General features: G+C 68.2%; 23 protein-coding genes. 15 read left to right on the top strand and 8 right to left on the bottom strand.

The window, feature by feature from the left end:
• Position 1 precedes the first annotated feature (1 nt).
• From ACJH6H_RS08620 to ACJH6H_RS08610, 3 genes are read right to left on the bottom strand one after another with little or no spacing between them, the layout of a single operon-like run.
• Positions 2–1,723, bottom strand: a complete 1,722-nt coding sequence (locus ACJH6H_RS08620; RefSeq protein WP_406774665.1) for a flavin monoamine oxidase family protein — start codon at positions 1,721–1,723, stop codon at positions 2–4.
• On the bottom strand, positions 1,720–2,511 hold the full coding sequence (locus ACJH6H_RS08615; protein WP_406774664.1) for a carbon-nitrogen hydrolase family protein: 792 nt from the start codon (positions 2,509–2,511) through the stop codon (positions 1,720–1,722). Before ACJH6H_RS08615 ends, ACJH6H_RS08620 begins: the two co-directional genes overlap by 4 nt.
• Positions 2,512–3,909: an amino acid permease gene (locus ACJH6H_RS08610; RefSeq protein WP_318984591.1), complete on the bottom strand. Its 1,398-nt coding sequence runs from the start codon at positions 3,907–3,909 to the stop codon at positions 2,512–2,514.
• A gap of 217 nt (positions 3,910–4,126) precedes the next feature.
• Between ACJH6H_RS08610 and ACJH6H_RS08605 the strand changes: the two genes are divergently transcribed.
• Entirely contained in the window at positions 4,127–5,530 is a 1,404-nt protein-coding gene (locus tag ACJH6H_RS08605; RefSeq protein ID WP_406774663.1) for a purine-cytosine permease family protein, read from the top strand.
• A gap of 5 nt (positions 5,531–5,535) precedes the next feature.
• Here the strand turns inward: ACJH6H_RS08605 and ACJH6H_RS08600 are convergent, their stop codons facing one another.
• Positions 5,536–6,135: a helix-turn-helix domain-containing protein gene (locus ACJH6H_RS08600; RefSeq protein WP_406774662.1), complete on the bottom strand. Its 600-nt coding sequence runs from the start codon at positions 6,133–6,135 to the stop codon at positions 5,536–5,538.
• A gap of 88 nt (positions 6,136–6,223) precedes the next feature.
• Between ACJH6H_RS08600 and speB the strand changes: the two genes are divergently transcribed.
• The gene (gene speB, locus ACJH6H_RS08595; RefSeq protein ID WP_318984593.1) at positions 6,224–7,204 is read left to right on the top strand and encodes an agmatinase; all 981 of its coding nucleotides are present in this window, start codon (positions 6,224–6,226) and stop codon (positions 7,202–7,204) included.
• Here the strand turns inward: speB and ACJH6H_RS08590 are convergent, their stop codons facing one another.
• Positions 7,205–7,771 carry a helix-turn-helix domain-containing protein gene (locus tag ACJH6H_RS08590; protein WP_318984594.1) on the bottom strand — a complete coding sequence of 189 codons (567 nt, stop codon included), beginning with the start codon at positions 7,769–7,771 and terminating at the stop codon, positions 7,205–7,207.
• A 74-nt stretch (positions 7,772–7,845) separates the two neighbouring features.
• The gene (acnA, locus tag ACJH6H_RS08585) at positions 7,846–10,668 is read right to left on the bottom strand and encodes an aconitate hydratase AcnA (RefSeq protein ID WP_406774661.1); all 2,823 of its coding nucleotides are present in this window, start codon (positions 10,666–10,668) and stop codon (positions 7,846–7,848) included.
• A gap of 161 nt (positions 10,669–10,829) precedes the next feature.
• On the opposite strand from acnA, the gene ACJH6H_RS08580 reads away from it, so the two are divergent.
• The 8 genes from ACJH6H_RS08580 to ACJH6H_RS08545 all read left to right on the top strand — a co-directional run bounded on the left by ACJH6H_RS08580 (position 10,830) and on the right by ACJH6H_RS08545 (position 18,893).
• Positions 10,830–11,459 (top strand): DUF6676 family protein, encoded by a 630-nt coding sequence (locus tag ACJH6H_RS08580; RefSeq protein ID WP_135355955.1) that lies wholly within the window; start codon positions 10,830–10,832, stop codon positions 11,457–11,459.
• A 237-nt stretch (positions 11,460–11,696) separates the two neighbouring features.
• Positions 11,697–13,130, top strand: coding sequence for an NlpC/P60 family peptidoglycan endopeptidase RipA (ripA, locus tag ACJH6H_RS08575; RefSeq protein WP_135355956.1), 1,434 nt, complete (start codon positions 11,697–11,699; stop codon positions 13,128–13,130).
• 58 nt (positions 13,131–13,188) lie between these two features.
• Complete coding sequence (gene ripB / locus ACJH6H_RS08570) at positions 13,189–13,869, top strand: NlpC/P60 family peptidoglycan endopeptidase RipB (protein ID WP_209841001.1); 681 nt, start codon at positions 13,189–13,191, stop codon at positions 13,867–13,869.
• Between the two features lie 149 nt (positions 13,870–14,018).
• The gene (locus tag ACJH6H_RS08565) at positions 14,019–15,167 is read left to right on the top strand and encodes a MoxR family ATPase (RefSeq protein ID WP_020100548.1); all 1,149 of its coding nucleotides are present in this window, start codon (positions 14,019–14,021) and stop codon (positions 15,165–15,167) included.
• Between the two features lie 53 nt (positions 15,168–15,220).
• On the top strand, positions 15,221–16,138 hold the full coding sequence (locus tag ACJH6H_RS08560; RefSeq protein WP_346414904.1) for a DUF58 domain-containing protein: 918 nt from the start codon (positions 15,221–15,223) through the stop codon (positions 16,136–16,138).
• A gap of 87 nt (positions 16,139–16,225) precedes the next feature.
• Positions 16,226–16,990, top strand: coding sequence for a 3-oxoacyl-ACP reductase FabG1 (gene fabG1 / locus ACJH6H_RS08555; protein ID WP_135355959.1), 765 nt, complete (start codon positions 16,226–16,228; stop codon positions 16,988–16,990).
• Between the two features lie 48 nt (positions 16,991–17,038).
• Positions 17,039–17,848 carry an NADH-dependent enoyl-ACP reductase InhA gene (inhA, locus tag ACJH6H_RS08550; protein WP_061000853.1) on the top strand — a complete coding sequence of 270 codons (810 nt, stop codon included), beginning with the start codon at positions 17,039–17,041 and terminating at the stop codon, positions 17,846–17,848.
• Between the two features lie 31 nt (positions 17,849–17,879).
• Positions 17,880–18,893, top strand: coding sequence for a ferrochelatase (locus ACJH6H_RS08545; protein WP_406774660.1), 1,014 nt, complete (start codon positions 17,880–17,882; stop codon positions 18,891–18,893).
• 6 nt (positions 18,894–18,899) lie between these two features.
• On the opposite strand, the gene ACJH6H_RS08540 is transcribed toward ACJH6H_RS08545, so the two are convergent.
• Positions 18,900–19,736 carry a hypothetical protein gene (locus ACJH6H_RS08540; RefSeq protein ID WP_406774659.1) on the bottom strand — a complete coding sequence of 279 codons (837 nt, stop codon included), beginning with the start codon at positions 19,734–19,736 and terminating at the stop codon, positions 18,900–18,902.
• Between the two features lie 59 nt (positions 19,737–19,795).
• Between ACJH6H_RS08540 and ACJH6H_RS08535 the strand changes: the two genes are divergently transcribed.
• From ACJH6H_RS08535 to ACJH6H_RS08525, 3 genes are read left to right on the top strand one after another with little or no spacing between them, the layout of a single operon-like run.
• Positions 19,796–20,227, top strand: coding sequence for an NfeD family protein (locus ACJH6H_RS08535; RefSeq protein WP_020100542.1), 432 nt, complete (start codon positions 19,796–19,798; stop codon positions 20,225–20,227).
• 18 nt (positions 20,228–20,245) lie between these two features.
• Entirely contained in the window at positions 20,246–21,451 is a 1,206-nt protein-coding gene (locus ACJH6H_RS08530; RefSeq protein ID WP_244872557.1) for an SPFH domain-containing protein, read from the top strand.
• A gap of 2 nt (positions 21,452–21,453) precedes the next feature.
• A complete protein-coding gene (locus ACJH6H_RS08525) occupies positions 21,454–21,816 on the top strand; it encodes a DoxX family protein (protein ID WP_212811506.1) in 363 nt (120 codons plus the stop codon).
• Between the two features lies 1 nt (position 21,817).
• Here ACJH6H_RS08525 and ACJH6H_RS08520 read toward each other — a convergent pair whose 3' ends face one another.
• Entirely contained in the window at positions 21,818–22,540 is a 723-nt protein-coding gene (locus tag ACJH6H_RS08520; protein WP_406774658.1) for a TVP38/TMEM64 family protein, read from the bottom strand.
• Between the two features lie 223 nt (positions 22,541–22,763).
• Here ACJH6H_RS08520 and mutA point away from each other — a divergent pair, with 223 nt between their 5' ends.
• Both mutA and scpA read left to right on the top strand, forming a co-directional pair.
• Complete coding sequence (gene mutA, locus ACJH6H_RS08515; RefSeq protein WP_406774657.1) at positions 22,764–24,602, top strand: methylmalonyl-CoA mutase small subunit; 1,839 nt, start codon at positions 22,764–22,766, stop codon at positions 24,600–24,602.
• A gap of 2 nt (positions 24,603–24,604) precedes the next feature.
• Positions 24,605–26,854 carry a methylmalonyl-CoA mutase gene (scpA, locus tag ACJH6H_RS08510; protein WP_406774656.1) on the top strand — a complete coding sequence of 750 codons (2,250 nt, stop codon included), beginning with the start codon at positions 24,605–24,607 and terminating at the stop codon, positions 26,852–26,854.
• Positions 26,855–26,859 lie beyond the last annotated feature (5 nt).

Genomic DNA, 26,859 nt, shown 5'->3' with positions numbered 1-26,859 from the left:
CCTAGATTTCGTCGGTCAGCCGGACCGGGGCGATCATGTCGAAGACGTCGCCCGGGCCGGGGTTCGTCGGCGACGTCGACCCGCCGAACTGGTCCATCACGGCCCACACCGCGTTGAGCGCCGTGGTGATCGCGCCTTCCGCCCAGCCCGCGGTCCACGAGATGTCGTCGCCCGCCAGGTAGATGCCGCGATGCCGCGGGTCGAGATCACGCTGCATGAAGTGCGTGTACAGCAGCTCCTGGTAGCGGTAGTGGCCCGGCAGGTTCGCCTTGAACGCACCCATGAAGTTGCGCTCGGTTTCCCATGACACGGTCTTGGGCGTCTCGATGATGTGGCTGCGGATGTCGACGTCGGGGTAGATGGCCTGTAGCGACTTGAGCATCAGGTCCATGCGCTCGGTTGCGCTCAGCGGCACGATCTTCCGGGAGTCGTCCTCCCACGTGTACGACAGGCAGATGACGCCGGGCTTCTCGTTGCCGTCGGCGTCGAGTCCCTGATCGAGCAGATAGGTGCCGCGGCTCATCCGGTCGGTCAGTGTCATCGACATGACGTCGCGGCCCTGGGCGTCCTTGTCCTTCCAGAACGGGCGGTCGACCAACACGAACACCTTCGACGAACCCATGTAGTGCGTCTGCTCGATGGCCGACCACACGTTGGACGGGAACAGGTCGTCGTCGCAGCGAATGTTGTTGAGCAGCATCCACGATTGGGCGGTGACGATGACGGCGTCGTAGGTGCGGGTCTCCCCGTCGGCGTCGGTGATGGTGTAGCGGTTGGGATACGTCCGCCGGATGTCGGTGACGGCGCCTCGGGTCCGGCCGCCGTGCAGCGATTCGAGCGTGGTGCCGGCCGGCCAGTGGGCGAGGCGCTGCGGGGAGCGCTTCCACAACCGCAGGGGCAGCTGCTGCGAACCGCCGACCACGCCGCGGTGGTTGTCGTCGGCCTCGGTGAGCACCACACGCAGGATTTCGAGCATCGAGCTCGGGTAGTCGGTGTCCCAGCCGCCCGTGCCGAAGCCGACCTTGCCGAAGATCTCGCGCAACTCGAACGACTTGAAGTGGTGTGACTTGGTCAGGAAGCCCCAGAACGTCTCGTCGTCGAGTTCGCGAACGAGCTTGCCCCACGCCGACTTCAGGGCCTGTGTGTCGCGCTCGCGGATGGCGTTCTGGATCGCGTGCAGGTCGGCGCCGTCCTCGAGCGTCTGGCGCCAGGCGTCGGCGACGTCGGTGAAGGCCTGCGGCAGGTCGGCGAGTTGCTCGGCGTAGTACGTCTTGCCCTTGAGGTCGACGACGGTGCTGGGCGCCGCCGCCGACAGCGGGTTGGGGAACTCGAACGTTTCGATGCCGACCTTGTCGAAGTACTGGTACAGCGTCGTGGACGTGGGTGGGAACCGCATCGATCCCATTTCGGCCACCGCGTCCGGGGCCTGCTCGAAGGGGATGGACCGCATGCGGCCGCCGATCTGATCCGCCTCGTAGACAACGGGTTTCAGGCCCATCTTCATGAGCTCGTAGGCGGCGGTGATGCCGGCGCAGCCGGCGCCGACGATCGCGACCTCGGTGCCGTGCCGGTCGGCCGGGATCTCACCGAGGCCGTCGGCGGAGGACACGTAGTCGTCGTAGGCGAACGGGAAGTCGGGACCGAACATGGTGATCGGCTTGTCGGACGACCGTGGTCCGGTCTCCGACAGCTGCGTCTCTTCGATGGGCTGGGGGACGGTCATCGGGTCTGGTTCTCCTGGTAGAGATCTCGGCGGCGATCGCCGAGATGGGTGTTGACGGCGCGGGACACGGCCACCGCGGCGGGATCGATGTGGGTGACGAGGAGTTCCTCGGTGCGGCCACCGCGACTCAGTTCGGTCGTGTCGGGCGCGATGGTGCAGCTCAGTCCGCAGTACTCGAGGCCGTTCTCGAACCCCGTGCGGTTGACGTACGACAGGAACAGCTGGCTCTCGTAGGCGCGGGCCGGAACGATGTGTGTCGCAACGAAACTCCACGGCTCCATGAGTCCGGTGGGCACGACGAGCCACTGGGTGCCGGCGTCGGCGTGGGCGCGCGCGTTCTCGGGGAATTCGATGTCGTAGCAGATCAGCAGTCCGCAGGTGACGCCGTCGAGTTCGAACTGTGTGACCCACTGCGAACCCGGGGTGAAGTGGTCGCGGTCGAAGCCGTACAGGTGCGTCTTGCGGTAGTTGGCGAGGGCTGCACCGTCCGGGCCGACGACCTGGACGCTGTTGTACGGCTTCTCCGGTCCCGCCTCGGGATACCCGTAGACGACGGCGATTCCGTTGTCGCGCGCGATCTTCCGGACTGCCTGGAAGATCGGGCCATCGGCGGGTTCGGCGCGGGCGGCGATCTCGGCGCCGATGTTGTAGCCGGTGGCCGACATCTCCGGTGTGACGATGATCTGGCAGCCGGCGGCGGCCTGCTGTGCCGCCGCCGCGATGGCGGCGAGGTTCTCGGCGACGGTCCCGGATTCCTGCGGACCTTGGAACATGCCGACGGTGATCATCTACGCAGCGTCCACTCGCAGCTTGGACCTGCGGATGCTGTAGCCGAAGTAGACCGCCAGGCCGAGGGCACCCCAGATGCCGAACGCGATCCACGTCGCGATGGGCAGCGCCCACATCAGGTAACAGCAGAACAGGAATCCCAGTACCGGTGCGACGGGGAAGAGCCGCAGCCGGAACGTGCGGTGCAGATCGGGGCGTGTGCGCCGCAGGATGATGACGGCGACGTTGACCAGCGCGAAGGCGAAGAGGCAGCCGATCGAGGTGGCGTTGGCCAGCTCACCCAGCGACACGAAACCGGCCAGCAGCGACACGACGACACCGCAGATGACGATGTTCCAGGTCGGCACGAAGGTCCGCGGGTTGATCTTGGCGAACAGCGCGGGCACGAGGCCGTCGACGGCCATGGTGTAGAGGATGCGGGTCTGCCCGTACTGGACGGCGAGGACGACGCTGGCGATCGCGATGACGGCACCGATCGACAGGATGATGGCCGGCACGTTGCTGGTGGTGATGCCGCTGAGTGCAACGGCCAGGGTGGCGCCTTCGTCGGCGCTGAACTTGGTCCAGCTCATCGCGCCGAGAGCGGCGAGCGCGACGGCGAGGTACAGCACCGTGACGATCAACAGTGAGGCCATGATGGCGCGCGGCAGGTCCCGCTTCGGATCCTTGGCCTCGTTGCCCGCGGTGGATGCCGCATCGAAGCCGATGTAGGAGAAGAAGACCTGCGAGGCGGCGGCGGAGACGCCGAGGAAACCCAGGGGCATGAACGGGGTGAGGTTGCCGGCCTTGAACGCGGTGAAGGCGACGGCGCAGAAGAACACCAGCACGACGCACTTGAGGACCACCATCGCGGTGTTGACGGCGGCCGACTCGGACGCGCCCTTGAGCAGCAGGATCGACGCGAGGACCACGATCGTGATGGCGGGCAGGTTGATGACACCGCCTTCGCCCGGCGCGCCGGTGATGGTGGCGGGAAGCTCGATGCCGAACAACTGGTGGAGCAGGGTGTTGATGTAGCCGCCCCAGCCGACGGCCACGGCAGCGACCGAGACGCCGTACTCGAGCATGAGACACCAGCCGCACACCCAGGCCCAGAATTCGCCGAGGGTGGCGTAGGCGTAGGAGTAGGAGCTGCCGGAGACGGGGATGGTGCCTGCCAGTTCGGCGTACGACAGCGCCGAGAACAGTGCGGTGACGGCGGCGAGGATGAACGAGATCAGGACGGCCGGGCCGGCTTTCGGGACGGCGGCGCCGAGAATGACGAAGATTCCGGTGCCGAGCGTCGCGCCGATGGACAGGGCGGTCAGATGGATGAAACCCATCGAGCGCTTGAGGTGCGGGCCGTCGGGTGTTTCGTTGGCGGCGACGATGTCGTCGACGGATTTTTGTGCGCTCATGGCGCGCAGAATGCCTGGCCGTGGGGCCTCGGTGATGGCCAAGGGGAGCTCCGTGGAGAGGAGTGCGCGCCACGAGATTTGTGACTCGCGTAACAGAGTGCGGTACGTCACTCCCATCTGTCAACATGTGGAGTGAGCTAGGAAACAATTGTTGCCTTTGGCGGTCGGAAATGCCTACCCTAGGGCCAGTGATCTGAGCCACATCAAAGGGGATGCCATGGCAGGCGCAATCGAGACCCGGTCCATCGACTGGATTCCGACCGGCGAACGCAGGGGCAAGGTGCACCACCAGGCGCCGTTCTGGTTCACCGGGAACTTCGTGTTGACCACGATGGTGACGGGCTTCCTCGGGCCGGCCAACGGCCTGTCCGCCGGGTGGTCGGTGCTCGCGGCGGTCGCAGGCGCCTGCTTCGGGACGCTCTTCATGTGCTTCCACGCCAACCAGGGCCCCACGATGGGCCTGCCGCAGATGATCCAGTCGCGCGCGCAGTTCGGCTCGCGGGGCGCGCTCGTCCCGTTCGTCGCCGTCGTCTTCGTGTACATCGGCTTCAACGTCTTCAACACGATCCTCGCCACGTCGGGCTTCAAGACGGTCTTCGCGGGCCCGAACTGGCTCTGGTATCTCGGGCTGATGGTCGCGGCGATCGTCATCGCCGTCGTCGGCTTCGACCTGATGATGGTCGTGCAGCGGTGGCTGACGTACCTGCTGATCGTGGTGTTCGGTGTCCTCACCGTCTACGCGTTGTCGACCCTGCACCTGAACGCCGCGGTTCCCGACGGCGGCAAGTTCTCGCTGACGGTGTTCCTGATGCAGTTCGCCGCCGCGGCCGGATATCAGATCTCGTATGCGGTGTACGTGTCCGACTACTCGCGGTACCTGCCGGAGAACACCTCGGCCAAGCACGTCATCTGGTGGACCTATCTGGGTGCCGCGGGTTCGTCGGTGTGGCTGATGTCGCTCGGCGCGGTGCTGGCATCGGCGCTGCCGACGCCGGACGCGATCGTCTCGATCCAGACCGTCGGCAACCAATTACTGCCCGGCTTCGGCACTTTCACCGTGGTGGTGGCGTCGATCGCCCTGGTGACCATCATGTCGGTCAACGCCTACGGCGCCAGCCTGACGAGCATGAGCGCCCTGGACGCCTTCCGGCCCATCACGCCGACCGTGCGCCTGCGGGTGATCGGCATCGCGCTCACGTCGTTCGTCGCGTTCATCGTCGCGCTGTCGCTGCCCGAGGGTTATCTCGAGTCGTTCAACACCTTCGTGCTGCTGATGCTGTACTTCCTGATCCCGTGGACGGCCGTCAACCTCGTCGACTTCTATTTCGTTCGGCGCGGGCACTATTCGATCGTCGACATCTTCCGGCCCGACGGCATCTACGGCCGGTGGTCATGGCGCGGACTGGCGGCGTACCTCGTCGGCATGGTGTCGATGGTGCCGTTCATCTCACTGCACTTCTATGAGGGGCCCGTCGCCAAGATGCTTGGGGGAGTGGATATCTCGTTCCTCGTCGGGCTGGCGGTGTCCGGCGTGGCGTACTACGTCCTGACCCGTGGTGTGGACCTGGCGCCCGAGCATGCCGCCGTCGAGCGCAGCCGCCAGGAGCTGACGACCGCGTAAGCGGCTTACTCGGTGGCCTCGGCCAGGCGCCGGTGCGCCAGGGCCGGCGTCAGCACCCACAACACCTTCGCGCCGGACTGTGCGTCGGCGTGGAAGGCGTGCGGGCGGTCGGCCTCGAACGTCAGAGCATCGCCGCGGTCGAGGGTGATGCGGCTGCCGTTGCCCTCGACGAAGTCGATGTGCAGCCGGCCCTCGATCACCATGGCGAACTCGACCTCGGCCGGCAGGGAGTAGGTGTCGGTTCCGCTGCCGCCGCCGGGCGCGATGTCGCTCATCAGGACCTGGAACCGTCGCTCGCCCGTCGGCGTGAGCTGGAATTCGGTCATGTGGGTGCCGCCGAACTCGATGCGCGGGTACTCGCCGGCGCGGACCACCTCGCCGACGGGCGTCTCGTCGAACAGGGATCCGACCTGGAGTTCGAGCGCTTCACAGATGCGGATGAGCGCGGCGACGGACGCGTTGGACTGGCCGCGTTCGACCTTCGAGAGGTAGCCCTTGGTCACGCCGCTGGCTGCGGCGAGCTCGTCGAGGGTCATGCGCTTGGCGCTGCGGGCGGCCTTCAGCCGTGCGGCGATCGTGAGTTGCGTTGCCGGCGAACCGCCCACGTTTTCCTCCTAGGAAACAAAGGTTGACAATAATTCTACTGCCGGAAACAATGAGACCCAAGCCACACGCCACGACTTTGGAGAACTGATGAGCTTCGACCGGTACATCACGACCACCGCGCCCGACGGCCGCGAGATCATCGGCCAGGTCGACGCCAGCCGGTTCCCGCGCTACGCCGAACCCGCCACCTTCGCCCGGGTACCGCGTCTGGACCAGGTCTCGTCGCCCGACGTCACGATCCTCGGCGTCCCGTTCGACTCCGGGGTGTCCTACCGCCCGGGCGCACGGTTCGGCCCCGGGCACATCCGTGCCGCGTCCAAGCTGCTGCGGCCGTACAACCAGGCCCTCGACGTGTCGCCGTTCGCCAATCAGCAGGTCGCCGACGCCGGTGACATCGGCGTCAACCCGTTCAACATCAACGAGGCCATCGAGACCATCGACACCGAGGTGACGGCGCTGCGCAAGGACGGCAGCGCCGTGCTCACGCTCGGCGGCGACCACACCATCGCGCTGCCGATCCTGCGGTCGCTGCACCGTGACCACGGCCCCATCGCCGTGCTGCATTTCGACGCCCACCTGGACACCTGGGACACCTACTTCGGCGCCGCCTACACGCACGGCACCCCGTTCCGGCGGGCCAGCGAAGAGGGCCTCATCGACATGGAGCGTTCACTGCACATGGGTATCCGCGGTCCGCTGTACAGCAAGAAGGACCTCGAGGACGACGCGATCCTCGGCTTCCAGGTGATCCGCTCCGACGATTACCAGGTCGACGGTCTGGCCAGCGTGCGCGAGCGCATGGTCAAGCGGCTGGCCGGTGGTCCGGTCTACGTGTCGGTCGACATCGACGTGCTCGACCCGGCGCACGCGCCCGGGACCGGCACCCCGGAGGCCGGCGGACTGACGTCGCGTGAACTGCTGCATTCGCTGCGCTCGCTGACCGGGCTGAACGTCGTCGGCGCCGACATCGTCGAGGTGTCACCGGCCTACGACCATGCCGAGCTGACGGGCATCGCCGCCGCGCACGTCGGTTACGAGCTGCTGTCGGTGATGAGCGCGAACCGCTAGCTAGGGCTTGCGCCGCACGGACGCCTCGACGATGTCGAGCACGGCGCTCAGATCCTCGCCGGTCTGACCCGACGCGAGCCGCGCGATGAGGCCGTCGAGCACCAGGTCGAGATAGATGTGCAGTACTTCGGTGGGCACGTCGTCACGCAGGGTGCCGGCGGCCTTCTTGCGTTCCAGGCGCGCGATGGTGGCCTGGTTGAGTTCCTCGTAGCGCTGCTGCCACTCGGCGCGGAACTCGGCGTCGGTGCGCAGCCGCCGGGCGATCTCCAGCCGGGTGCCCAGCCACTGGTAGTTCTCCGGCTTGGCCAGCATGTTCCGCATGACCTGCACGAGGCCGTCCTTCTCGACGGTCTCGGCCATCCGCTCGCCGTCCTCCTCGGCGAGCGCGAAGAACAGCGCGTCCTTGTCGCGGAAGTGATGGAAGATCGCGCCGCGCGACATCGCGGTGGCTTCTTCGAGAAGCCGGACGGTCGCACCTTCGTACCCGAACTCGGAAAAACAGCGTCGGGCACCGTCGAGGATCTGCGCTCGACGGGCGGCGAGATGGTCGTCGCTAACTTTGGGCACCAGGACTCCTACTGGCGTTCGGTTGGGCAGCGCCCTCGTATGTCCAGGGGCTGCCCAACCGAATCAGCCAGCTATCAGGCCTCGCTACCCGACCGCAGCATGTTGCGCAGCACGTACTGCAGGATGCCGCCGTTGCGGTAGTAGTCGGCCTCACCGGGGGTGTCGATGCGGACCACGGCCTCGAACTCGACCTTGGTGCCGTCCTCCTTGGTGGCGGTCACGTGCACCGTCTTCGGCGTCTTGCCGGCGTTGAGCTCCTCGATACTGGTGATGTCGAAGGTCTCGGTGCCGTCCAGGCCCAGCGACTTGGCGCTCTCGCCCGCCGGGAACTGCAGCGGGATGACGCCCATGCCGATCAGGTTGGAGCGGTGGATGCGCTCGAACGACTCGGTGATGACGGCCTTGACGCCCAGCAGCGTGGTGCCCTTGGCGGCCCAGTCACGCGAGCTGCCCGAGCCGTATTCCTTGCCGCCCAGCACGACCAGCGGGATACCGGCCTTCTGGTAGTTCATGCACGCGTTGTAGATGAACTCCTTCGGGCCACCGTCCTGGGTGAAGTCGCGGGTGTAGCCACCCTGCGTGCCCTCCAGGCCGATGGTGTCGAGGATGCGGTTCTGCAGGCGGATGTTGGCGAAGGTGCCGCGGACCATGACCTCGTGGTTGCCACGACGGCTGCCCAGCGAGTTGTAGTCCTTGCGGGCCACACCGTGCGCGTCCAGGTAGTCGGCGGCCGGGGTACCCGGCTTGATCGGACCGGCCGGGCTGATGTGGTCGGTGGTCACCGAGTCACCCAGCAGCGCCATGACGCGGGCGCCCTTGATGTCCGAGACCGGTGCCGGCTCGAGCTCCATACCGTCGAAGTACGGCGCCTTGCGGACGTAGGTCGAGGCGTCGTCCCACGCGAAGGTGTCGCCGTCCGGGGTCGGCAGGTTGCGCCAGTTGTCGTCGCCCTTGAACACGTCGGCGTAGGACTTGCGGAACATGTCCTGGCTGATCGCGCTCTTGATGGTGTCGTCGATCTCCTGGGCCGACGGCCAGATGTCGCGCAGGAAGACGTCGTTGCCTTCGGTGTCCTTGCCGAGGGAGTCCGTCTCGAAGTCGAAGTCCATGGTGCCGGCGAGGGCGTAGGCGATGACCAGCGGCGGCGAGGCCAGGTAGTTCATCTTGACGTCGGGGGAGATGCGGCCCTCGAAGTTGCGGTTACCGGAAAGCACCGCGGTGACGGTCAGGTCCTCTTCGTTGACGGCCTTGGAGATCTCCTCCGGCAGCGGGCCGGTGTTACCGATGCACGTGGTGCAGCCGTAGCCACCCAGGTAGAAGCCCAGCTTCTCCAGGTACGGCCACAGGCCGGCCTTCTCGTAGTAGTCGGTGACGACCTGGCTGCCCGGGGCCATGTTGGTCTTGACCCACGGCTTGCTGGACAGGCCCTTCTCGACGGCGTTGCGGGCCAGCAGGGCGGCACCGATCATGACCGACGGGTTGGAGGTGTTGGTGCAGGAGGTGATACCCGCGACCGCGACGGCGCCGTGGTCGAGGATGAACTCGCCGCGCTCGCCCTTGACGCGCACCGGCTTGCTCGGGCGGCCCTCGGCGCCGTTGGCGGCGGACTGGACGTTGACGGCACCGTCGTCGGCGAACGACAGGGCGGCCGGGTCGGAGGCCGGGAACGACTCCGCGACGGCCTCGTCGAGCTTGGTCTCGGGCGCCGGGTGCTGCTCCTCGACGTAGTTGTGGATGTCCTTGCGGAACGCGATCTTGCTCTCCGACAACAGGATTCGGTCCTGCGGGCGCTTCGGGCCGGCGATCGACGGCACGACCGTCGACAGGTCCAGCTCGAGGTACTCCGAGAAGGCCGGCTCGCGGTCGGCGTCGTGCCACATGCCCTGGGTCTTGGCGTAGGCCTCGACCAGCGCCAGCTGCTCGTCGGTGCGGCCGGTCAGGCGCAGGTAGTTGATGGTCTCTTCGTCGATCGGGAAGATCGCACAGGTCGAGCCGAACTCGGGGCTCATGTTGCCCAGGGTGGCGCGGTTGGCCAGCGGCACCTCGGCGACGCCCTTGCCGTAGAACTCGACGAACTTGCCGACGACGCCGTGCTTGCGCAGCATGTCGGTGACGGTCAGCACCACGTCGGTGGCGGTGACGCCCGGCTGGATCTCGCCGGTCAGCTTGAAGCCCACGACGCGAGGGATCAGCATCGAGACAGGCTGGCCCAGCATGGCGGCCTCGGCCTCGATACCGCCGACGCCCCAGCCCAGCACGCCCAGGCCGTTCTCCATGGTGGTGTGGCTGTCGGTACCCACACAGGTGTCGGGGTAGGCCTGGCCGTTACGGACCATGACGGTGCGGGCCAGGTACTCGATGTTGACCTGGTGGACGATGCCGGTGCCCGGCGGGACGACCTTGAAGTCGTCGAAGGCGCCCTGGCCCCAGCGCAGGAACTGGTAACGCTCGGCGTTGCGCTCGTACTCGAGGGCGACGTTCTTCTCGTAGGCGTCGGCGGTGCCGAACACGTCGAGGATGACGGAGTGGTCGATGACCATCTCGGCGGGCGAGAGCGGGTTGACCTTGTTGGGGTCGCCGCCGAGGGCGGTGACGGCCTCACGCATGGTGGCCAGGTCGACGACGCAGGGCACGCCGGTGAAGTCCTGCATGATCACACGGGCCGGGGTGAACTGGATTTCGATGCTCGGCTCGGCCGACGGATCCCAGTTGGCCAGGGCCAGGATGTGATCCTTGGTGATGTTGGCGCCGTCTTCGGTGCGCAGCAGGTTCTCCGCAAGCACCTTGAGGCTGTAGGGAAGCTTCTCGGTACCCGGAACCGCGTCGAGGCGGAAAATCTCGTAGCTGTTTTCCCCGACAACGAGCGTGTCACGGGCTCCAAATGAATTGCTGCTCACATCAACTCCCGGCTAGATCTCGCCGCGACGGGCTGTGTCAGCGGCGCGTTGCTACCCTAACAGTACGCTTGTCCTATGAGCGCCCAGGGGGTGGCTACAGTCTTGTCGGGTTCCGGGTGCGCCGTCAGGGAGTTCGAGGAAATTCCAGTACCGTTTGCCGCGTGACAACTTTCGCGGCATTCATTCCGCCGGACGTCTGTGCCACGGTCGGGCAGGACCCGGCCAAGACCCCTGTCGACGTGTGTATGGCGACGGTGATCACGCAGGTGCGTGACGGTGGGGTCAGTGCGCCGGGCATCGCGCCCGCCAAGACGCCGGCCACGCCGCAGGAGGCGAAGCAGGCGGCCGAGGCCGCGCAGGAGGCCGCCGCCCTGCGTCAGGTCGTCGCCGACGCCCATGCCAAGGGCATCGACCTCAAGATCGTGGTGCTGCCGACGAGTCCGGGCATCGACACCCCGCTGCGCGACATCGCCGCGGACGTCGGCCGGGTGTACCCCGAGTCGACGGTGCTGACCCTCAGTCCCGGCTTCGCCGGTTCGGTCAGCCCGACCTATGACAGGTCGCTGTTGGAGGCCGGTCAGGACCTCGCGAAGACACCGAGCGTTGTGCAGAACTCGAAGAATTTTGTGAGCCAGCTGGAAACGCCGATATTTCCCTGGACGTCGTTCACTGTGGTGGTCATCCTCGGTGTGGTGGCGGCTGCCGTGGGCACCCGGTTTCTGCAGGTCCGGGCCCGGAAAGCGGCCGCCGCGGCGGCGCCGCAGGACGCCGCCGCGCCCGCATCTCGGTAGCTGCGCGCGGGGCGCCGCGAATTCGAATATCACTATTCGGTCACACCTTTTTCAATTACAACGGTGTGGTTTGTTACTAACGTTTCATTTGTGCAACCTGTGACGTACGGTGCAGTTGGTACCGCTTGTTGCAGTTGTGATGATTTGTGATTTCTGCGACTTACGGGACCAACGGATCGAGCCCGCTTTTGCCTTAGGCGGGCACCAGCGCGCTGGAGCCTTAGGAGACCTGAGTCAATGGGACGCAGCATTCGGCCCTTCACCGGTGGGCTGGCCACCCGGCTGGGCAGTCGCGTCGGCACCGGGTCGCTCGTATTCGGTGTCATGACCGCGTCTGTCTTCGCCTCCGGTATCGCGTCGGCCCAACCCGGCAGCAGCGAGATCGCCGCCCTGGTCACCGAACTCGCCAATGCCAACCAGAAACTGCAGGACCTCGGCGCGGCCATCCAGACCCGGCAGGAATCGGTCAACAAGGCGATCGCCGACGTGCAGACCGCCCGGGACGACGCCGCGACCGCCCAGCAGGACATCGACACCAGCCAGACCGGTCTGAAGGACGCCAACGCGGCCATCGCCGCCGCCCAGGCGCACTTCGACAAGTACGCCGAGGCGGCGTACATCAACGGGCCGTCCGCGTCCTACCTGACCGCGACCGATCCCGGCGAGATGATCAACACCGCCGCCACCGGCCAGGCGCTGACCATCAGCTCGCAGGAGGCCATCGCCGATCTGCAGCGCAGCCGGACCGAACTGGCCAACCGCGAATCCGCCGCCCGACTGGCCAAGCAGAAGGCCGACCAGGCCGTCAAAGATGCCCAGGCCAGGCAGGACGACGCCGTCAAGGCCCTGACCGACGCCCGGACCACGTTCGCCGACCAGCAGACCCAGTTGGACCAGTTGGTCAGCCAGCGCGACGCGGCGCAGGCCAAGCTCAACGCCGCGCGCACGCAGTGGGCCGCGAGCGCCCCGGCGTCCGGAACTCCGGCGGCCGACCCCGGCCGGTACGCCGACAACTGGGACGGCGCGCCCGCCGCGGCCGGCCCCCGCAAGTGGGACGACGGCGGCTGGGACCCGACCCTGCCCAAGATTCCGAGCGCCAACATCCCCGGTGACCCGATCGCCGTCATCAACAACGTGCTCGGTATGACCGCGACCTCGGCTCAGGTCACCCAGCAGATGGGCCACAGCTTCCTGCAGAAGCTCGGCCTGGTGCCCGCCACCGTCACCAAGTCGGGATACACCAACGGCGCCATCCCGCGCGTGTACGGAAAGCAGGCCTCGGAATACGTGATCAAGCGCGCCATGTCGCAGATCGGCGTGCCGTACTCATGGGGCGGCGGCACCGCCGCCGGTCCCAGCACGGGCATCGACTCGGGTGCCGGCACCGTCGGCTTCGACTGCTCGGGTCTGATCCTCTACGCCTTCGCCGGCGTCGGCATCAAACTGCCGCACTACTCCGGCAACCAATATGAGGCGGGCCGCAAGATCCCGACATCGCAGGCCCGCCGCGGGGACGTCATCTTCTACGGCCCGGGTGGCAGCCAGCACGTGACCCTGTACCTCGGCAACGGGCAGATGCTCGAAGCGCCCTACACCGGTTCCAACGTCAAGGTGTCGCCGGTACGAACCAGCGGCATGACGCCGTACGTGATCCGTTACATCGAATACTGATACAGGGGTTATTGCATTGCAGGGCAAGGAATTTCACCGGAGAGACCTCCTCGCGGGCGTGGGCGCGCTGGCGCTGGCGCTCGCGTTCGGGCCTGCGCCGAGTGCGGTTGCCGACCCCGACGGCGGCTGGGATCCCACCTTGCCCGCGAAACCCAGCTCCGGCGCGCCCGGTGACCCGGTGGCCATCGCCAACGCGACGTTCCAGGCCAGCCAGCTGGCCCTGCAGACCACCCAGAACCTCGGCCAGAGCTTCCTGTCGAGCCTGGGCCTGGGCGGCAAGCCCAGCGGCGGTGGCGGCGGCAGCGCCACGATGATGCCGGGCGGCCGCGTCGGCGGTAAGCAGGCCATCGAATACGTCATCCGGCGCGGCGGCTCCCAGATGGGCGTCCCGTACTCGTGGGGCGGCGGCACCCTGACCGGTCCCGGCCCCGGCGTGGACTACGACGCCGGCAAGATCGGCTACGACTGTTCGGGTTTCACCCGCTACGCCTACGCCGGTGTCGGCGTGCAGATCCCCAAGTACTCGGGCGACCAGTACAACACCGGGCGAGCCATCCCGCCGTCGCAGGCCAAGCGCGGCGACCTGATCTTCTACGGCCCCGGCGGCAGCCAGCACGTCACGATCTACCTCGGCAACGGGAAGATGCTGGAGGCCTCGGGCAGCGCGGGCAAGGTGACGGTCAGTCCGGTCCGGACGGCCGGCATGTCGCCGCACCTGTCCCGCATCATCGAGACCTGATAATCACCTAAGTCCGTCGTGGCAACGTCGACGGATCCCGGGCCGCCTGGAATAGTTGACTCCGGGCGCGCCGCTATATTGGCGGCTACCCGCTAGACCAGCGATTTTGCGCCGGACACCCGGCCGAAACAATTGTGGGAGGAAGCTAGATGACGTCACCGAGTGGGCCGCCCGACGGCGCCGGAGGCTACCCAGGCCCGGCACCCACACAGGGTTACCCGCCCGGGGCGCACGCCGCCCCCGCCGCGCAGCAGCCCGTCAGCGGCTCGTTGCAGTCCGAGGTGCACACCCTCGAGCGCGCCATCTTCGAGGTCAAGCGCATCATCGTCGGCCAGGACCAGCTGGTCGAGCGCATGCTGGTCGGCCTGCTGGCCAAGGGCCACGTCCTCCTCGAAGGTGTCCCGGGCGTCGCCAAGACCCTCGCCGTGGAGACGTTCGCCAAGGTGGTCGGCGGCTCGTTCGCCCGCATCCAGTTCACCCCCGACCTGGTGCCCACCGACATCGTCGGTACCCGCATCTACCGCGTCGGCAAGGAAGAGTTCGACATCGAGCTCGGCCCCGTGATGGTCAACTTCCTGCTCGCCGACGAGATCAACCGCGCACCGGCCAAGGTGCAGTCGGCGCTGCTGGAGGTCATGGCCGAGCGCAAGATCTCCATCGGCGGCAAGACGTTCCCGCTGCCCAGCCCGTTCCTGGTCATGGCGACCCAGAACCCCATCGAGCAGGAGGGCGTCTACCAGCTGCCCGAGGCGCAGCGCGACCGCTTCCTGTTCAAGCTCAACGTCGGCTACCCGTCGCCCGAGGAAGAGCGCGAGATCATCTACCGGATGGGCGTCAAGCCGCCGGAGCCCAAGCAGATCCTCACCACCGAGGACCTGCTGCGCCTGCAGGACGTGGCCGCCAACACCTTCGTGCACCACGCGCTCGTCGACTACGTGGTGCGCATCGTGACCGCCACCCGCGAGCCCGAGAAGTTCGGCATGCCCGACGCCAAGGCGTGGATCGCCTACGGCGCCTCGCCGCGCGCCTCGCTGGGCATCATCAGTGCCTCCCGGGCGCTGGCGCTGGTGCGTGGCCGTGACTACGTCATCCCGCAGGACGTCGTCGAGGTCATCCCCGATGTGCTGCGGCACCGCCTCGTGCTCACCTACGACGCGCTCGCCGACGAGATCTCCGCCGAGACCGTCGTCAACCGCATCCTGCAGACGGTCGCGCTGCCGCAGGTGAATGCCATTCCGCAGCAAGGACATTCGGTTCCGCCCGTGATGGCCGGCGCAGCTGGGGCCTCTGGTCGGTGACCGCCCCCGGGTCTGATCGTTCGGCTTCGCCGCAGACCGGCCGGTCCGTCGATCTGCCGTCACTGCAGCGCGGCCAGATTCGCGATCCCGAACTGTCGGCCGCCCTGCGCAAGCTGGAGCTCACCGTCCGGCGCAAGCTGGACGGTGTCCTCCACGGCGACCACCAGGGTCTGATCCCCGGGCCGGGTTCCGAGCCGGGGGAGTCCCGGCTCTACCAGCCCGGCGACGACGTCCGCCGGATGGACTGGTCCGTCACGGCCCGTACGACGCATCCGCACGTGCGGCAGATGATCGCCGACCGGGAGCTGGAGACCTGGCTGGTCGTCGACATGTCGGCGAGCCTGGACTTCGGCACCGCCGGCTGCGAGAAGCGTGATCTGGCGGTCGCCGCGGCGGCCTCCATCGCGTTCCTCAACAGCGGTGGTGGCAACCGGCTCGGCGCGATCATCTCGAACGGCGACACCGTCCGCCGGGTGCCCGCACTGTCCGGCCGGTTGCACGAGCAGGAGCTGCTGCGCGCCATCGCCACCACACCCAAGGCCCCGGCCGGGGTCCGTGGTGACCTGGCCGCCGCCATCGACGCGCTGCGCCGGCCGGAGCGCCGCCGCGGCATGGCCGTGATCATCAGTGACTTCCTCGGCCCGATCAACTGGATGCGCCCACTGCGGGCCATCTCCGGGCGCCACGAGGTGCTGGGCATCGAGATCATCGACCCGCGCGACGTGGAGCTGCCGGCCGTCGGGGACGTGGTGCTGCAGGACGCCGAGTCCGGCATCACCAAGGAATTCACCATCGACGAGCAACTTCGGGACGACTTCGCCCGCGCCGCCCAGGCGCACCGCGACGAAGTGGCCCGCACGCTGCGCCGATGCGACGCCCCGCTGCTGACGCTGCGCACCGACCGGGACTGGATCGCCGACGTCGTCCGGTTCGTGGCGAACCGTCGCCGCGGCGCCATGGCGGCGCGCTGAGCGGACAACGCGTGCACAGACCGTTGTGCGGCTCGCCGCAGCGTGCCGATTTAGGCGTGCACCGGCCGAGACGATAAGTTGACCAGCATGAGTGACACTGTTGCCACCGAGGGTGCCGCCACGCCCGCAGCCGGTCGTCCGGCCTTCGTTTCCCGTTCCGTGCTGGTCACCGGTGGTAACCGGGGTATCGGCCTGGCCATCGCGCAGCGTCTGGCCGCCGACGGCCACAAGGTCGCGGTGACCCACCGCGGTTCCGGTGCGCCCGAGGGCCTGTTCGGCGTCGTGTGTGACGTGACCGACGCCGAGGCCGTCGACCGGGCGTTCAAAGAGGTCGAAGAGCACCAGGGCCCGGTCGAGGTGCTGGTGTCCAACGCCGGTATCTCCAAGGACGCGTTCCTGATGCGCATGACCGAGGAGCGGTTCACCGAGGTCATCGACGCCAACCTCACCGGCGCGTTCCGCGTGACCCAGCGCGCGTCGCGCAGCATGCAGCGCAAGCGTTTCGGCCGCATCATCTACATCGGCTCGGTCTCGGGCATGTGGGGCATCGGCAACCAGGCCAACTACGCCGCCGCCAAGGCCGGCCTGATCGGTATGGCGCGCTCCATCTCGCGCGAGCTCTCCAAGGCCGGCGTGACCGCGAACGTCGTCGCCCCCGGCTACATCGACACCGAGATGACGCGTGCCCTCGACGAGCGCATCCAGGAAGGTGCGCTGGAGTTCATCCCGGCCAAGCGCGTCGGCACGGCCGAAGAGGTCGCCGGTGCCGTCAGCTTCCTGGCGTCCGAGGACGCCGGCTACATCGCCGGTGCGGTCATCCCGGTCGACGGCGGCATGGGCATGGGTCACTGACCCGAATTCTTTGGCTTAGCAGAACTTTCGTTTAAAGGAGTCAGCACAATGGCAGGTTTGCTCGAAGGCAAGCGGATCCTCGTCACCGGGATCATCACCGACTCGTCCATCGCGTTCCACATCGCGAAGGTCGCCCAGGAGCAGGGCGCCGAGCTGGTGCTCACCGGCTTCGACCGGATGAAGCTCATCCAGCGCATCGCCGACCGGCTGCCGAACCCGGCGCCGCTGCTGGAGCTCGACGTGCAGAACGAGGAGCACCTGGCCTCGCTCGGTGAGCGCGTCACCGAGGTGATCGGCGCGGGCAACAAGCTCGACGGCGTCGTGCACTCCATCGGCTTCATGCCGCAGAGCGGCATGGGCATCAACCCGTTCTTCGACGCACCCTACGAGGACGTCGCCAAGGGCATCCACATCTCGGCCTACTCGTACGCCTCGCTGGCCAAGGCCCTGCTGCCGATCATGAACGAAGGCGGCGGCATCGTCGGCATGGACTTCGACCCGACCCGCGCCATGCCCGCCTACAACTGGATGACGGTCGCCAAGAGCGCCCTCGAGTCGGTCAACCGGTTCGTCGCGCGCGAGGCCGGCAAGTACGGCGTGCGCTCCAATCTCGTTGCGGCAGGCCCCATCCGGACCCTGGCCATGAGCGCCATCGTCGGCGGTGCCCTCGGCGACGAGGCCGGCCAGCAGATGCAGCTGCTCGAAGAGGGCTGGGACCAGCGCGCGCCGATCGGCTGGAACATGAAGGACCCGACGCCGGTCGCCAAGACCGTCTGTGCGCTGCTGTCCGAATGGCTGCCCGCGACCACCGGCTCGATCATCTACGCCGACGGTGGCGCCAGCACCCAGCTGCTGTGATGAGCGCTGGCGCGAAGAACCAACAGCGCTGATGGATTTCGACGCACTGCTGCTGCTCTCGTTCGGCGGGCCCGACGGCCCCGACGACGTGCGTCCGTTCCTGGAGAACGTGACGCGCGGACGTGGGGTGCCGCCGGAGCGCCTCGACGCCGTCGCCGAGCACTACATGCACTTCGGGGGCGCGTCGCCGATCAACGCCATCAACCGGGCGCTGATGTCCGAGCTCGAGGCGGCGATGCCGCAGCTGCCGGTGTACTTCGGGAACCGGAACTGGGACCCGTACATCGAAGACACGGTTGCCGCCATGCGGGACAACGGGATTCGTCGCGCGGCGGTGTTCACGACGTCCGCCTGGGGCGGGTACTCCAGCTGCCGGCAGTACGTCGAGGACATCGCGCGCGGCCGGGCCGCGGCAGGCCCGGAGGCGCCCGAGCTGGTGAAGCTGCGCCAGTACTTCGACCACCCGCTGTTCGTCGAGATGTTCGCCGAGGCCATCGGCGAAGCCGCCGCGCAGCTGCCCGCCGACCTGCGTGACGAGGCCCGGCTCGTGTTCACCGCGCATTCCATTCCGGTCCGCGCCGACGAGCGCGACGGGCCGCGGCTCTACAGCCGCCAGGTCAACTACGCCAGCCGGCTGGTCGCCGCGGCCGCCGGTTACGACGACTACGACCAGGTCTGGCAGTCACGGTCGGGGCCGCCCCAAATCCCTTGGCTGGAGCCGGATATCGGTGATCACCTGGCGGCGCTCGCAGCCGCCGGTACCAAGGCCGTCATCGTGTGCCCCATCGGGTTCGTCGCCGACCACATCGAGGTGGTGTGGGACCTCGACAACGAGCTCGCCGAGCAGGCGGCCGAGGCCGGAATCACGTTGGTGCGCACCACAACTCCCAATGCCGACCCGCGGTACGCGCGGCTGGCCGCGTCGCTGGTCGACGAACTGCGCACGGGTGCGGAGCCGGCGCGGGTGGAGGGCCCGGAGCCGGTGCCCGGGCACGGCTGCAGCATCAACGGCGCGTCGTGCCTGCCGGGCTGCTGCGGCGACTGACCGGTTCTACCGCTCCCAGGCCGAGTGCAGGATGGCCGTCACGGCGGCCAGCCGGGCCGAGCGCACGATGTCGGTCAAAGGCCGCATGGCCTCGGTGGCGATCTGCATCTCCGATGCGCTCTGCAGCCCGATGGGCGCCAGCCCGGCGCTGACGGTGATGATCGCGTCGATGTGGGCCGCGGTCTCCAGCACCCGCACCGCGCGGGTGGGGGCGTGGTCCGGCAGCTTGTGCAGGTGCCCGGCCTCGAGCAGCTGCTCGACCATCTCGCGCGGATCCTCGATGTCCGAACCGGGTTCGGCCCGCAGGCGGCCGAGGGCGTCGGCCGCGGACCGGACCGCGTCGCGCAGGCGGTACTCCTCTTCGCCGAGGTCGAAGTGGCCCGCGACGGGTGCGCTTGGCAGCGAGTACACCGTCCAGGACAGGGCCTTGACCTCGGCGTCGTCGGTGTCGTCCTCGTATTCGAAATCGGGGACCAGCCCGACGGCCTCGCCGTAGTTGGAGGTGACGACGACGGCCTCGCCCATGTCGACGGCGTCCTGCTGGAACTGGGTGCCGAGCGTCAGACCGCGGACATCCCCGGGTACGGGCAGTACCAGGTTCAGGGCCGGCTCAGAGCGGGCGGCGCCGGCCGCGTGCCGCAGCGTCTGCAGCAACGTGACGCCGCCGTAGTTGGTCAGGTCGGGCCACGGCAGGCCCGTCCGGCTGGCCGCCACGGCGTCGTAAGCGGCAATGGAATGCCTTGGTGCCCACGGCGATAGCGCATCGAGGACATCGTCGGGTGCGGCCAGGCCGGCATGCCAGGCATTGGCCCACACCGTCAGCGAAACACTTGGACACCACATGATGCACGCAGTGTAAAACGCTCCAGCCGATTAAGCCTGCAAGGCGCTACTCTGGTCGCATGCCGGTGCCGTTGCTGTGGCTCATCGTGGCGATCGGGCTCGCCGGTGCCGAAGCGCTGACCGGTGACATGTTCCTGCTCATGCTGTCCGGCGGTGCCCTCGCGACGGCAGGTCTGAGCTGGGCCACCGACTGGCCCATCTGGGCCGACGGCCTCTCCTTCCTCATCGTGTCGGTGCTGTTGCTGGTCCTGGTGCGGCCGGCGCTGCGCAAGCGGCTGGGTGCCGCGGGCCTGCCCGAACCGGTGAAGGCCTTGGAAGGCAAGTCGGCGCTGGTGCTGGAACGGGTGACCCGCCATGAAGGGCAGGTAAAACTCGACGGCGAAATCTGGACGGCGCGCCCGATGGCCGACGACGATGTCTTCGAGCCCGGCGATCACGTCACCGTGATGCGGATCGACGGCGCGACCGCGGTGGTCTTCCGGGCCATCTGAACGCAAGGGGAGCTGAAATTGACTGGTGCACTTGTCCTTCTGCTGATCCTGGTGGCGTTCGCCATCGTGGTGGTGGTCAAATCGGTGGCGCTCATCCCGCAGGCCGAGGCAGCGGTCATCGAGCGGCTGGGCCGCTACAGCAAGACCGTCTCGGGCCAGCTGACGCTGCTGCTGCCGTTCATCGACAAGATCCGGGCCCGGGTGGATCTGCGTGAGCGGGTGGTGTCGTTCCCGCCGCAGCCGGTGATCACCGAGGACAACCTGACGGTCAACATCGACACCGTCGTCTACTTCCAGGTGACCAGCCCGCAGGCCGCGGTGTACCAGATCAGCAACTACATCGTCGGCGTCGAGCAGCTGACCACCACGACGCTGCGCAACGTCGTCGGCGGCATGACGCTGGAGCAGACCCTGACCTCGCGTGACCAGATCAACGCCCAGCTGCGCGGCGTGCTCGACGAGGCCACCGGCCGGTGGGGTCTGCGCGTCGCGCGCGTCGAACTGCGCAGCATCGACCCGCCGCCGTCGATCCAGGACTCGATGGAGAAGCAGATGCGCGCCGACCGCGAGAAGCGCGCCATGATCCTGACCGCCGAGGGCGCCCGGGAAGCGTCCATCAAGCAGGCGGAAGGCCAGAAGCAGTCGCAGATTCTGGCGGCCGAGGGTGCCAAGCAGGCGGCGATCCTGGCCGCCGAGGCAGACCGGCAGTCGCGCATCCTGCGCGCGCAGGGTGAGCGGGCCGCCCAGTACCTGAACGCGCAGGGCCAGGCCAAGGCCATCGAGAAGACGTTCGCGGCCATCAAGGCCGGCCGGCCGACGCCCGAGCTGCTGGCCTACCAGTACCTGCAGACGCTGCCGCAGATGGCCAAGGGCGAGGCCAACAAGGTGTGGGTGGTGCCCAGCGACTTCGGTTCCGCGCTACAGGGTTTCACCAAACTGCTCGGCGCCCCGGGGGAGGACGGCGTGTTCCGCTACACGCCCTCTCCGGTCGACGAGGCCCCCGCCAAGGATGACGACGACGAGGTCGCCGACTGGTTCTCCACCCAGACCGATCCGGCCATCGCGCAGGCGGTGGCGAAGGCGGAAGCCGAGGCCCGCACGCCGGTGCAGCAGCCCGGCTACGGCGTCCCGTCGGTGCCGGTGCCCCCGGCCCCGCCGACGCAGCCGCTCGAGGCGCGTCCGTTCCCCGAAATCGACCCGCCCGCCGGGCAGCACTCGAGGTGACCATGAGCCTGTTGACGTCCCGCCGCACCTACACCGCGCTGGCGCTTCTGATGGCCGGCGACGCGGCGGCGTGTGCCGTGCCCGTCGCACCCATCGAGAAGGCCCTGAACGGCGTGCACTTCCCGCTGGAGTACCGGTGGATCCTCGTCGGCTCCAAGGCGGCGGCTGCCGTGGGCCTGCTTGCCGGGCAACGTAATTCGGCCCTGGCCCGGCTGACCACCGCGATGCTGGCGCTGTACTTCACGCTGGCCGTCGGCGCACACGTCAGGGCCCACGACAAGCCGGTGAACGCGGCGCCGGCCGTGCTGTTCCTGGCGCTGTTCACCGCGATGACGGCGAAGGGTCTGCCCGAGCGCGAGTCGTAGGTCAGCTGTGCGCGTCGACCGGGTGCGGCGCGGCATGCGCCCGGCGGTGCAGCCGGATCTCGTAGATCAGTCCGCAGATCCCGACGGTCGCGGTGCAGGCCGACACGACCAGCAGCGACGGCCGGATCTGTCCGGTGAGGGCGTCGCCCAGGATGACGACGGCCGCGGTGCCGGGCAGCAGCCCGAAGAACGTCGCGAACGCGTACGGCACCACCCGGACCGATGAGGCCCCGGCGGCGTAGTTGAGCACCGAGAACGGCACCGCCGGGATCATGCGCATCGACAGGATCGCCGCCCAGCCGCGTTCCTTGAGTCGGGCGTCGAGGCTGTCGATGTGCTTGTGCGACAGCTTGCTCAACTGCCAGCCGAGCACCCGCACCAGCCAGAGCGCGATCAACGCGCTCAGCGTGCTGGCGATGACGGCCAGTGTGACGCCGAGGGCGGATCCGAACAGGAGGCCCGCGGCGAGGGTGAACGCGGTGCGCGGGAACGGCAGCACCGTGACGACGGTGTGCGCGAGCAGGAACGCCAGGGGGAACCACGGCCCGGCGGCGGCCGCCCAGTCGCGCATCTGCACCGCGTTGGGCAACGGCACCCACATGGCGATTGCGACAAGAATCACAATTGCCGCCCCGATGCCCACGGCCCGTCGCAGCGGCATCTGCGCCGCAGTGGCCTGCACGGCGGACAGGACCGTGCGCAGCGCGCTGACAACGGAGTTCACGTGTTCCAAGGGTACGGGTTGACCGCCCGATCATCGCTGTCAGGAGCGGGCCCATGCGACGTTCGAGCGCCCTGACCCGTCGCTGTCCGGGGTATGCGCAACCGGTGTGCGGTGGAGCTACTGGGTAGTAGCGACCTGCGTGATTTAGCCTGAAAATCAAGTGTGATAGGCATTTCTGCATGCAGTGCCAGATGTCTGATGGCCGAAAGATTGGGAGTCGCCGGTGACTGTCGACGCGTCCACCGTTCGGGACCGCTACGCGCGGTGGCAAGAGAACGTCGCCGGCGTGCTCGCCAAGAGCACGCGCAAGGCTGTCGAGGATCTGCCTGCCGAACCCGAGCGTTTGCTCGATTCACCCACGTACGACGGTTTCCCGGTCCGTCCGCTCTACACCAGCCTGGACGGCCTGGCCGAGCCTGCGCTGCCCGGACACTGGCCGTTCACCCGCGGCGGTGACGCCCACCGCGACGTGCTCGCCGGCTGGAAGGTGGCCGAATCGTTCCCGATCGCCAGCGATGCCGACGTCGCGACGGTCAACGGTGCCATCCTGCTCGCCCTGACCGACGGCACGAGCGCCCTCGAGGTCCGCGTCGGTTCGGGGGGCGTGCCCGTCGACCAGCTCGACCGCGTATTCGAGGGCGTCTTCCTGGATCTGGTTCCGGTGCTCCTGGATGCCGGTGCCGACCTGGCGGCCGCCGCTGACCAGCTGCTGACGCTGGTCAAGCCGTTCGACGCCGACCAGCGTGCCCGGCAGTCGATCGACCTGGGTGCCGACCCGCTGACCGCGCCGCTGTCCGGCCGCGCCGCCGCGACCGACGCCGACGTCGTCGCCACCGCCGCGAAACTGACCGAGTACGACGGGGGAGTGCGCGCCGTCACGGTCGACGCCGCCGCGCTGCACAACCTCGGCGCGAGTGCCTCGCTGGAGCTGGCGGGCGCCATCGCCGCCGGTGTGGCGTACCTGCGCCTGCTCACCGAGAGCGGACTGTCGGCCGCCGACGCGCTGCGGCAGCTCAGCTTCCGCTTCGCCGTCGACGACGACCAGTTCGCCACCATCGCCAAACTTCGTGCGGCGCGCCGGCTTTGGGCACGTGTGGCGGAGGTCGTCGGCGCACCGGACGCCGGCGCCGCGACCATCCACGCCGTCACCTCGAAGGCCATGATGTCGCAGCGTGACCCGTGGGTGAACATGCTGCGCACCACCCTCGCCGCGTTCGCCGCCGGCGTCGGTGGCGCCGACACCGTGCTGGTCGAGACGTTCGACGCCGCCATCGACGGTGGATTGCCCGGCACCGCAGTCACTTTCAGCCGCCGCATGGCGCGCAACACCCAGTTGCTGCTGCTCGAGGAGTCGCACCTGGGCCGCGTCGTCGACCCGTCGGGCGGCTCATGGTTCGTCGAGGACCTCACCGACCAGCTGGCACAGCAGGCCTGGGCGAAGTTCCAGGAGCTGGAGTCGCTGGGCGGCTTCGTCGCGGCCCGTGATCACCTGAGCGCCCAGATCGCCGAGGTCGCGGCCCGTCGCGCCGACGACATCGCGCACCGGCGCACGGCGCTCACCGGAGTCAACGAATTCCCCAACCTCGCGGAAACCCCGCTCGCACAGACGGATTCGTTCCCCGGCGTGGTGCGCTACGCCGCGGCTTTCGAGGCGCTGCGCAACCGCTCCGACGCGTACCTGGCCAAGACCGGCAAGCGCCCGCAGGCCGTGCTGCTGCCCGTCGGCCCGCTCGCCGAGCACAACATCCGCACCACGTTCGCCGCGAACCTGCTGGCTTCCGGCGGCATCGAGGCCGTCAACCCCGGCACCGTCGACGCCGCGGGTGTCGCGGCCGCCGCCGCGGGCCAGGTGGCCGCGGTGGTCTGCGGCACCGACGCCCGGTACGCCGACGAGGCGAGCGATGTCGTCAAGGCCGCCCGCGCGGCCGGCGTCGCGCACGTGTACCTGGCCGGGCCGGAGAAGGCCGTCGCGGACGCGACAGACAAGCCCGACGAATACCTGACCATGAAAATCGATGCCGTCGAAGCGCTTTCGACCCTGCTCACCCGATTGGGGGCATGACAATGACCGCTTCTGACGTGACCACCATCGGCAGTTTCGCCGACGTCCCGCTGCACGGAGAAAGCCCGGTAGCGCCGTCCTCCAGCGCCGTTGACGCCCACGTCGCCGACGCCGCGCAGGCGCACGGCTACACCGCGGAGCAGCTCACCTGGTCGACGCCCGAGGGCATCGACGTCAAGCCGGTGTACATTGCCGAAGACCGTGACGCCGTCGCCGCGGCCGGTTATCCGCTGGACAGCTTCCCGGGCACCCCGCCGTTCATCCGCGGGCCGTACCCGACCATGTACGTGAACCAGCCGTGGACCATCCGTCAGTACGCCGGGTTCTCCACCGCCGCCGAGTCCAACGCGTTCTACCGCCGCAACCTGGCCGCCGGCCAGAAGGGCCTGTCGGTCGCGTTCGACCTCGCCACCCACCGTGGCTACGACTCTGACCACCCGCGCGTCCAGGGTGACGTCGGAATGGCCGGTGTGGCAATCGATTCCATCCTCGACATGCGCCAGCTGTTCGACGGCATCGACCTGGGCAGCGTCAGCGTCTCGATGACGATGAACGGTGCCGTGCTGCCGATCCTCGCGCTCTACGTCGTGGCCGCCGAGGAACAGGGTGTGCCGCCGGAGAAGCTGGCCGGGACCATCCAGAACGACATCCTCAAAGAGTTCATGGTCCGCAACACCTACATCTATCCGCCGAAGGCGTCGATGCGGATCATCTCGGACATCTTCGGCTACACCAGTACCAAGATGCCGAAGTTCAACTCGATCTCCATCTCGGGCTACCACATCCAAGAGGCCGGGGCCACAGCGGATTTGGAGCTGGCGTACACGCTGGCCGACGGTGTCGAGTACATCAAGGCCGGCCTCGACGCGGGCCTGGACATCGACAAGTTCGCGCCGCGCCTGTCCTTCTTCTGGGGCATCGGCATGAACTTCTTCATGGAGGTGGCCAAGCTGCGCGCCGGCCGTCTGCTGTGGAGCGAGCTGGTCGCCGAGTTCAGCCCCAAGAGCGAGAAGTCGCTGTCGCTGCGCACGCACTCGCAGACCTCGGGCTGGTCGCTGACGGCGCAGGACCCGTTCAACAACGTCGCGCGCACGTGTATCGAGGCCATGGCCGCCACGCAGGGCCACACGCAGTCGCTGCACACCAACGCCCTCGACGAGGCGCTGGCGCTGCCCACCGACTTCTCGGCCCGCATCGCGCGCAACACCCAGCTGCTGCTGCAGCAGGAGTCGGGCACCACGCGGCCCATCGACCCGTGGGGCGGCTCGTACTACGTCGAGTGGCTCACCCACCAGCTCGCCGAGAAGGCCCGTGCGCACATCAAGGAGGTCGCCGAGCACGGCGGCATGGCGCAGGCCATCGGCGAGGGCATCCCGAAGCTGCGCATCGAAGAGGCCGCCGCACGTACCCAGGCCCGCATCGACTCCGGCGCCCAGACGGTGATCGGCGTCAACAAGTACCAGGTGGACGAGGACCAGGAGATCGAGGTCCTCAAGGTCGAGAACAGCCGGGTGCGGGCCGAGCAGCTCGCCAAGCTCGAGCAGCTGCGGGCCGACCGCGACGAGGCCGCGACGCAGGCGGCGCTGGCCGAATTGACCCGCGCCGCAGGCGAATCCGGTTCGGCAGGCGAGGACGGACTGGGCAACAACCTGATGGCGCTGGCCATCAACGCGGCCCGCGCCAAGGCCACCGTCGGCGAGATCTCCGACGCGCTGGAGAAGGTGTACGGCCGGCACCAGGCCGAGATCCGCACCATCGCCGGCGTCTACCGCGACGAGGTGGGGAAGACCGGAAACGTGAGCACCGCAACCGAATTGGTCGAGAAGTTCGCCGAGGCCGACGGCCGCCGCCCCCGCATCCTGGTGGCCAAGATGGGCCAGGACGGCCACGACCGCGGCCAGAAGGTCATCGCCACCGCGTTCGCCGACATCGGCTTCGACGTGGACGTCGGCTCGCTGTTCTCCACGCCCGACGAGGTGGCGCGGCAGGCGGCGGACAACGACGTGCACGTGGTCGGGGTGTCGTCGCTGGCGGCGGGTCACCTCACGCTGGTGCCCGCGCTGCGCGACGCACTGGCCGAGGTGGGGCGTCCGGACATCATGGTCGTGGTCGGCGGCGTGATCCCGCCGGGCGACTTCGACGAGCTGTACGAGGCGGGCGCCGCGGCGATCTTCCCGCCCGGGACGGTGATCGCCGACGCCGCGATCGGCCTGTTGGGCAAGCTCGCCGAGCGGCTGGGTTACAAGCTCTGAGGTGG

Source organism: Mycobacterium sp. SMC-21 (assembly GCF_045310825.1).
In the GTDB taxonomy this organism is placed as follows: Bacteria; Actinomycetota; Actinomycetes; order Mycobacteriales; family Mycobacteriaceae; genus Mycobacterium.
This window is presented reverse-complemented; position numbering and strand designations above follow the sequence as displayed.

What these genes read in the sequence shown, in the direction of transcription:
- ACJH6H_RS08620 (WP_406774665.1), bottom strand. Translation starts at nt 1,723, where the DNA reads ATGACCGTCCCCCAGCCCATCGAAGAGACGCAGCTGTCGGAGACCGGA.
- ACJH6H_RS08615 (WP_406774664.1), bottom strand. Translation starts at nt 2,511, where the DNA reads ATGATCACCGTCGGCATGTTCCAAGGTCCGCAGGAATCCGGGACCGTC.
- ACJH6H_RS08610 (WP_318984591.1), bottom strand. Translation starts at nt 3,909, where the DNA reads ATGAGCGCACAAAAATCCGTCGACGACATCGTCGCCGCCAACGAAACA.
- ACJH6H_RS08605 (WP_406774663.1), top strand. Translation starts at nt 4,127, where the DNA reads ATGGCAGGCGCAATCGAGACCCGGTCCATCGACTGGATTCCGACCGGC.
- speB (WP_318984593.1), top strand. Translation starts at nt 6,224, where the DNA reads ATGAGCTTCGACCGGTACATCACGACCACCGCGCCCGACGGCCGCGAG.
- ripA (WP_135355956.1), top strand. Translation starts at nt 11,697, where the DNA reads ATGGGACGCAGCATTCGGCCCTTCACCGGTGGGCTGGCCACCCGGCTG.
- ACJH6H_RS08565 (WP_020100548.1), top strand. Translation starts at nt 14,019, where the DNA reads ATGACGTCACCGAGTGGGCCGCCCGACGGCGCCGGAGGCTACCCAGGC.
- fabG1 (WP_135355959.1), top strand. Translation starts at nt 16,226, where the DNA reads ATGAGTGACACTGTTGCCACCGAGGGTGCCGCCACGCCCGCAGCCGGT.
- inhA (WP_061000853.1), top strand. Translation starts at nt 17,039, where the DNA reads ATGGCAGGTTTGCTCGAAGGCAAGCGGATCCTCGTCACCGGGATCATC.
- ACJH6H_RS08545 (WP_406774660.1), top strand. Translation starts at nt 17,880, where the DNA reads ATGGATTTCGACGCACTGCTGCTGCTCTCGTTCGGCGGGCCCGACGGC.
- ACJH6H_RS08540 (WP_406774659.1), bottom strand. Translation starts at nt 19,736, where the DNA reads ATGTGGTGTCCAAGTGTTTCGCTGACGGTGTGGGCCAATGCCTGGCAT.
- ACJH6H_RS08535 (WP_020100542.1), top strand. Translation starts at nt 19,796, where the DNA reads ATGCCGGTGCCGTTGCTGTGGCTCATCGTGGCGATCGGGCTCGCCGGT.
- ACJH6H_RS08525 (WP_212811506.1), top strand. Translation starts at nt 21,454, where the DNA reads ATGAGCCTGTTGACGTCCCGCCGCACCTACACCGCGCTGGCGCTTCTG.
- scpA (WP_406774656.1), top strand. Translation starts at nt 24,605, where the DNA reads ATGACCGCTTCTGACGTGACCACCATCGGCAGTTTCGCCGACGTCCCG.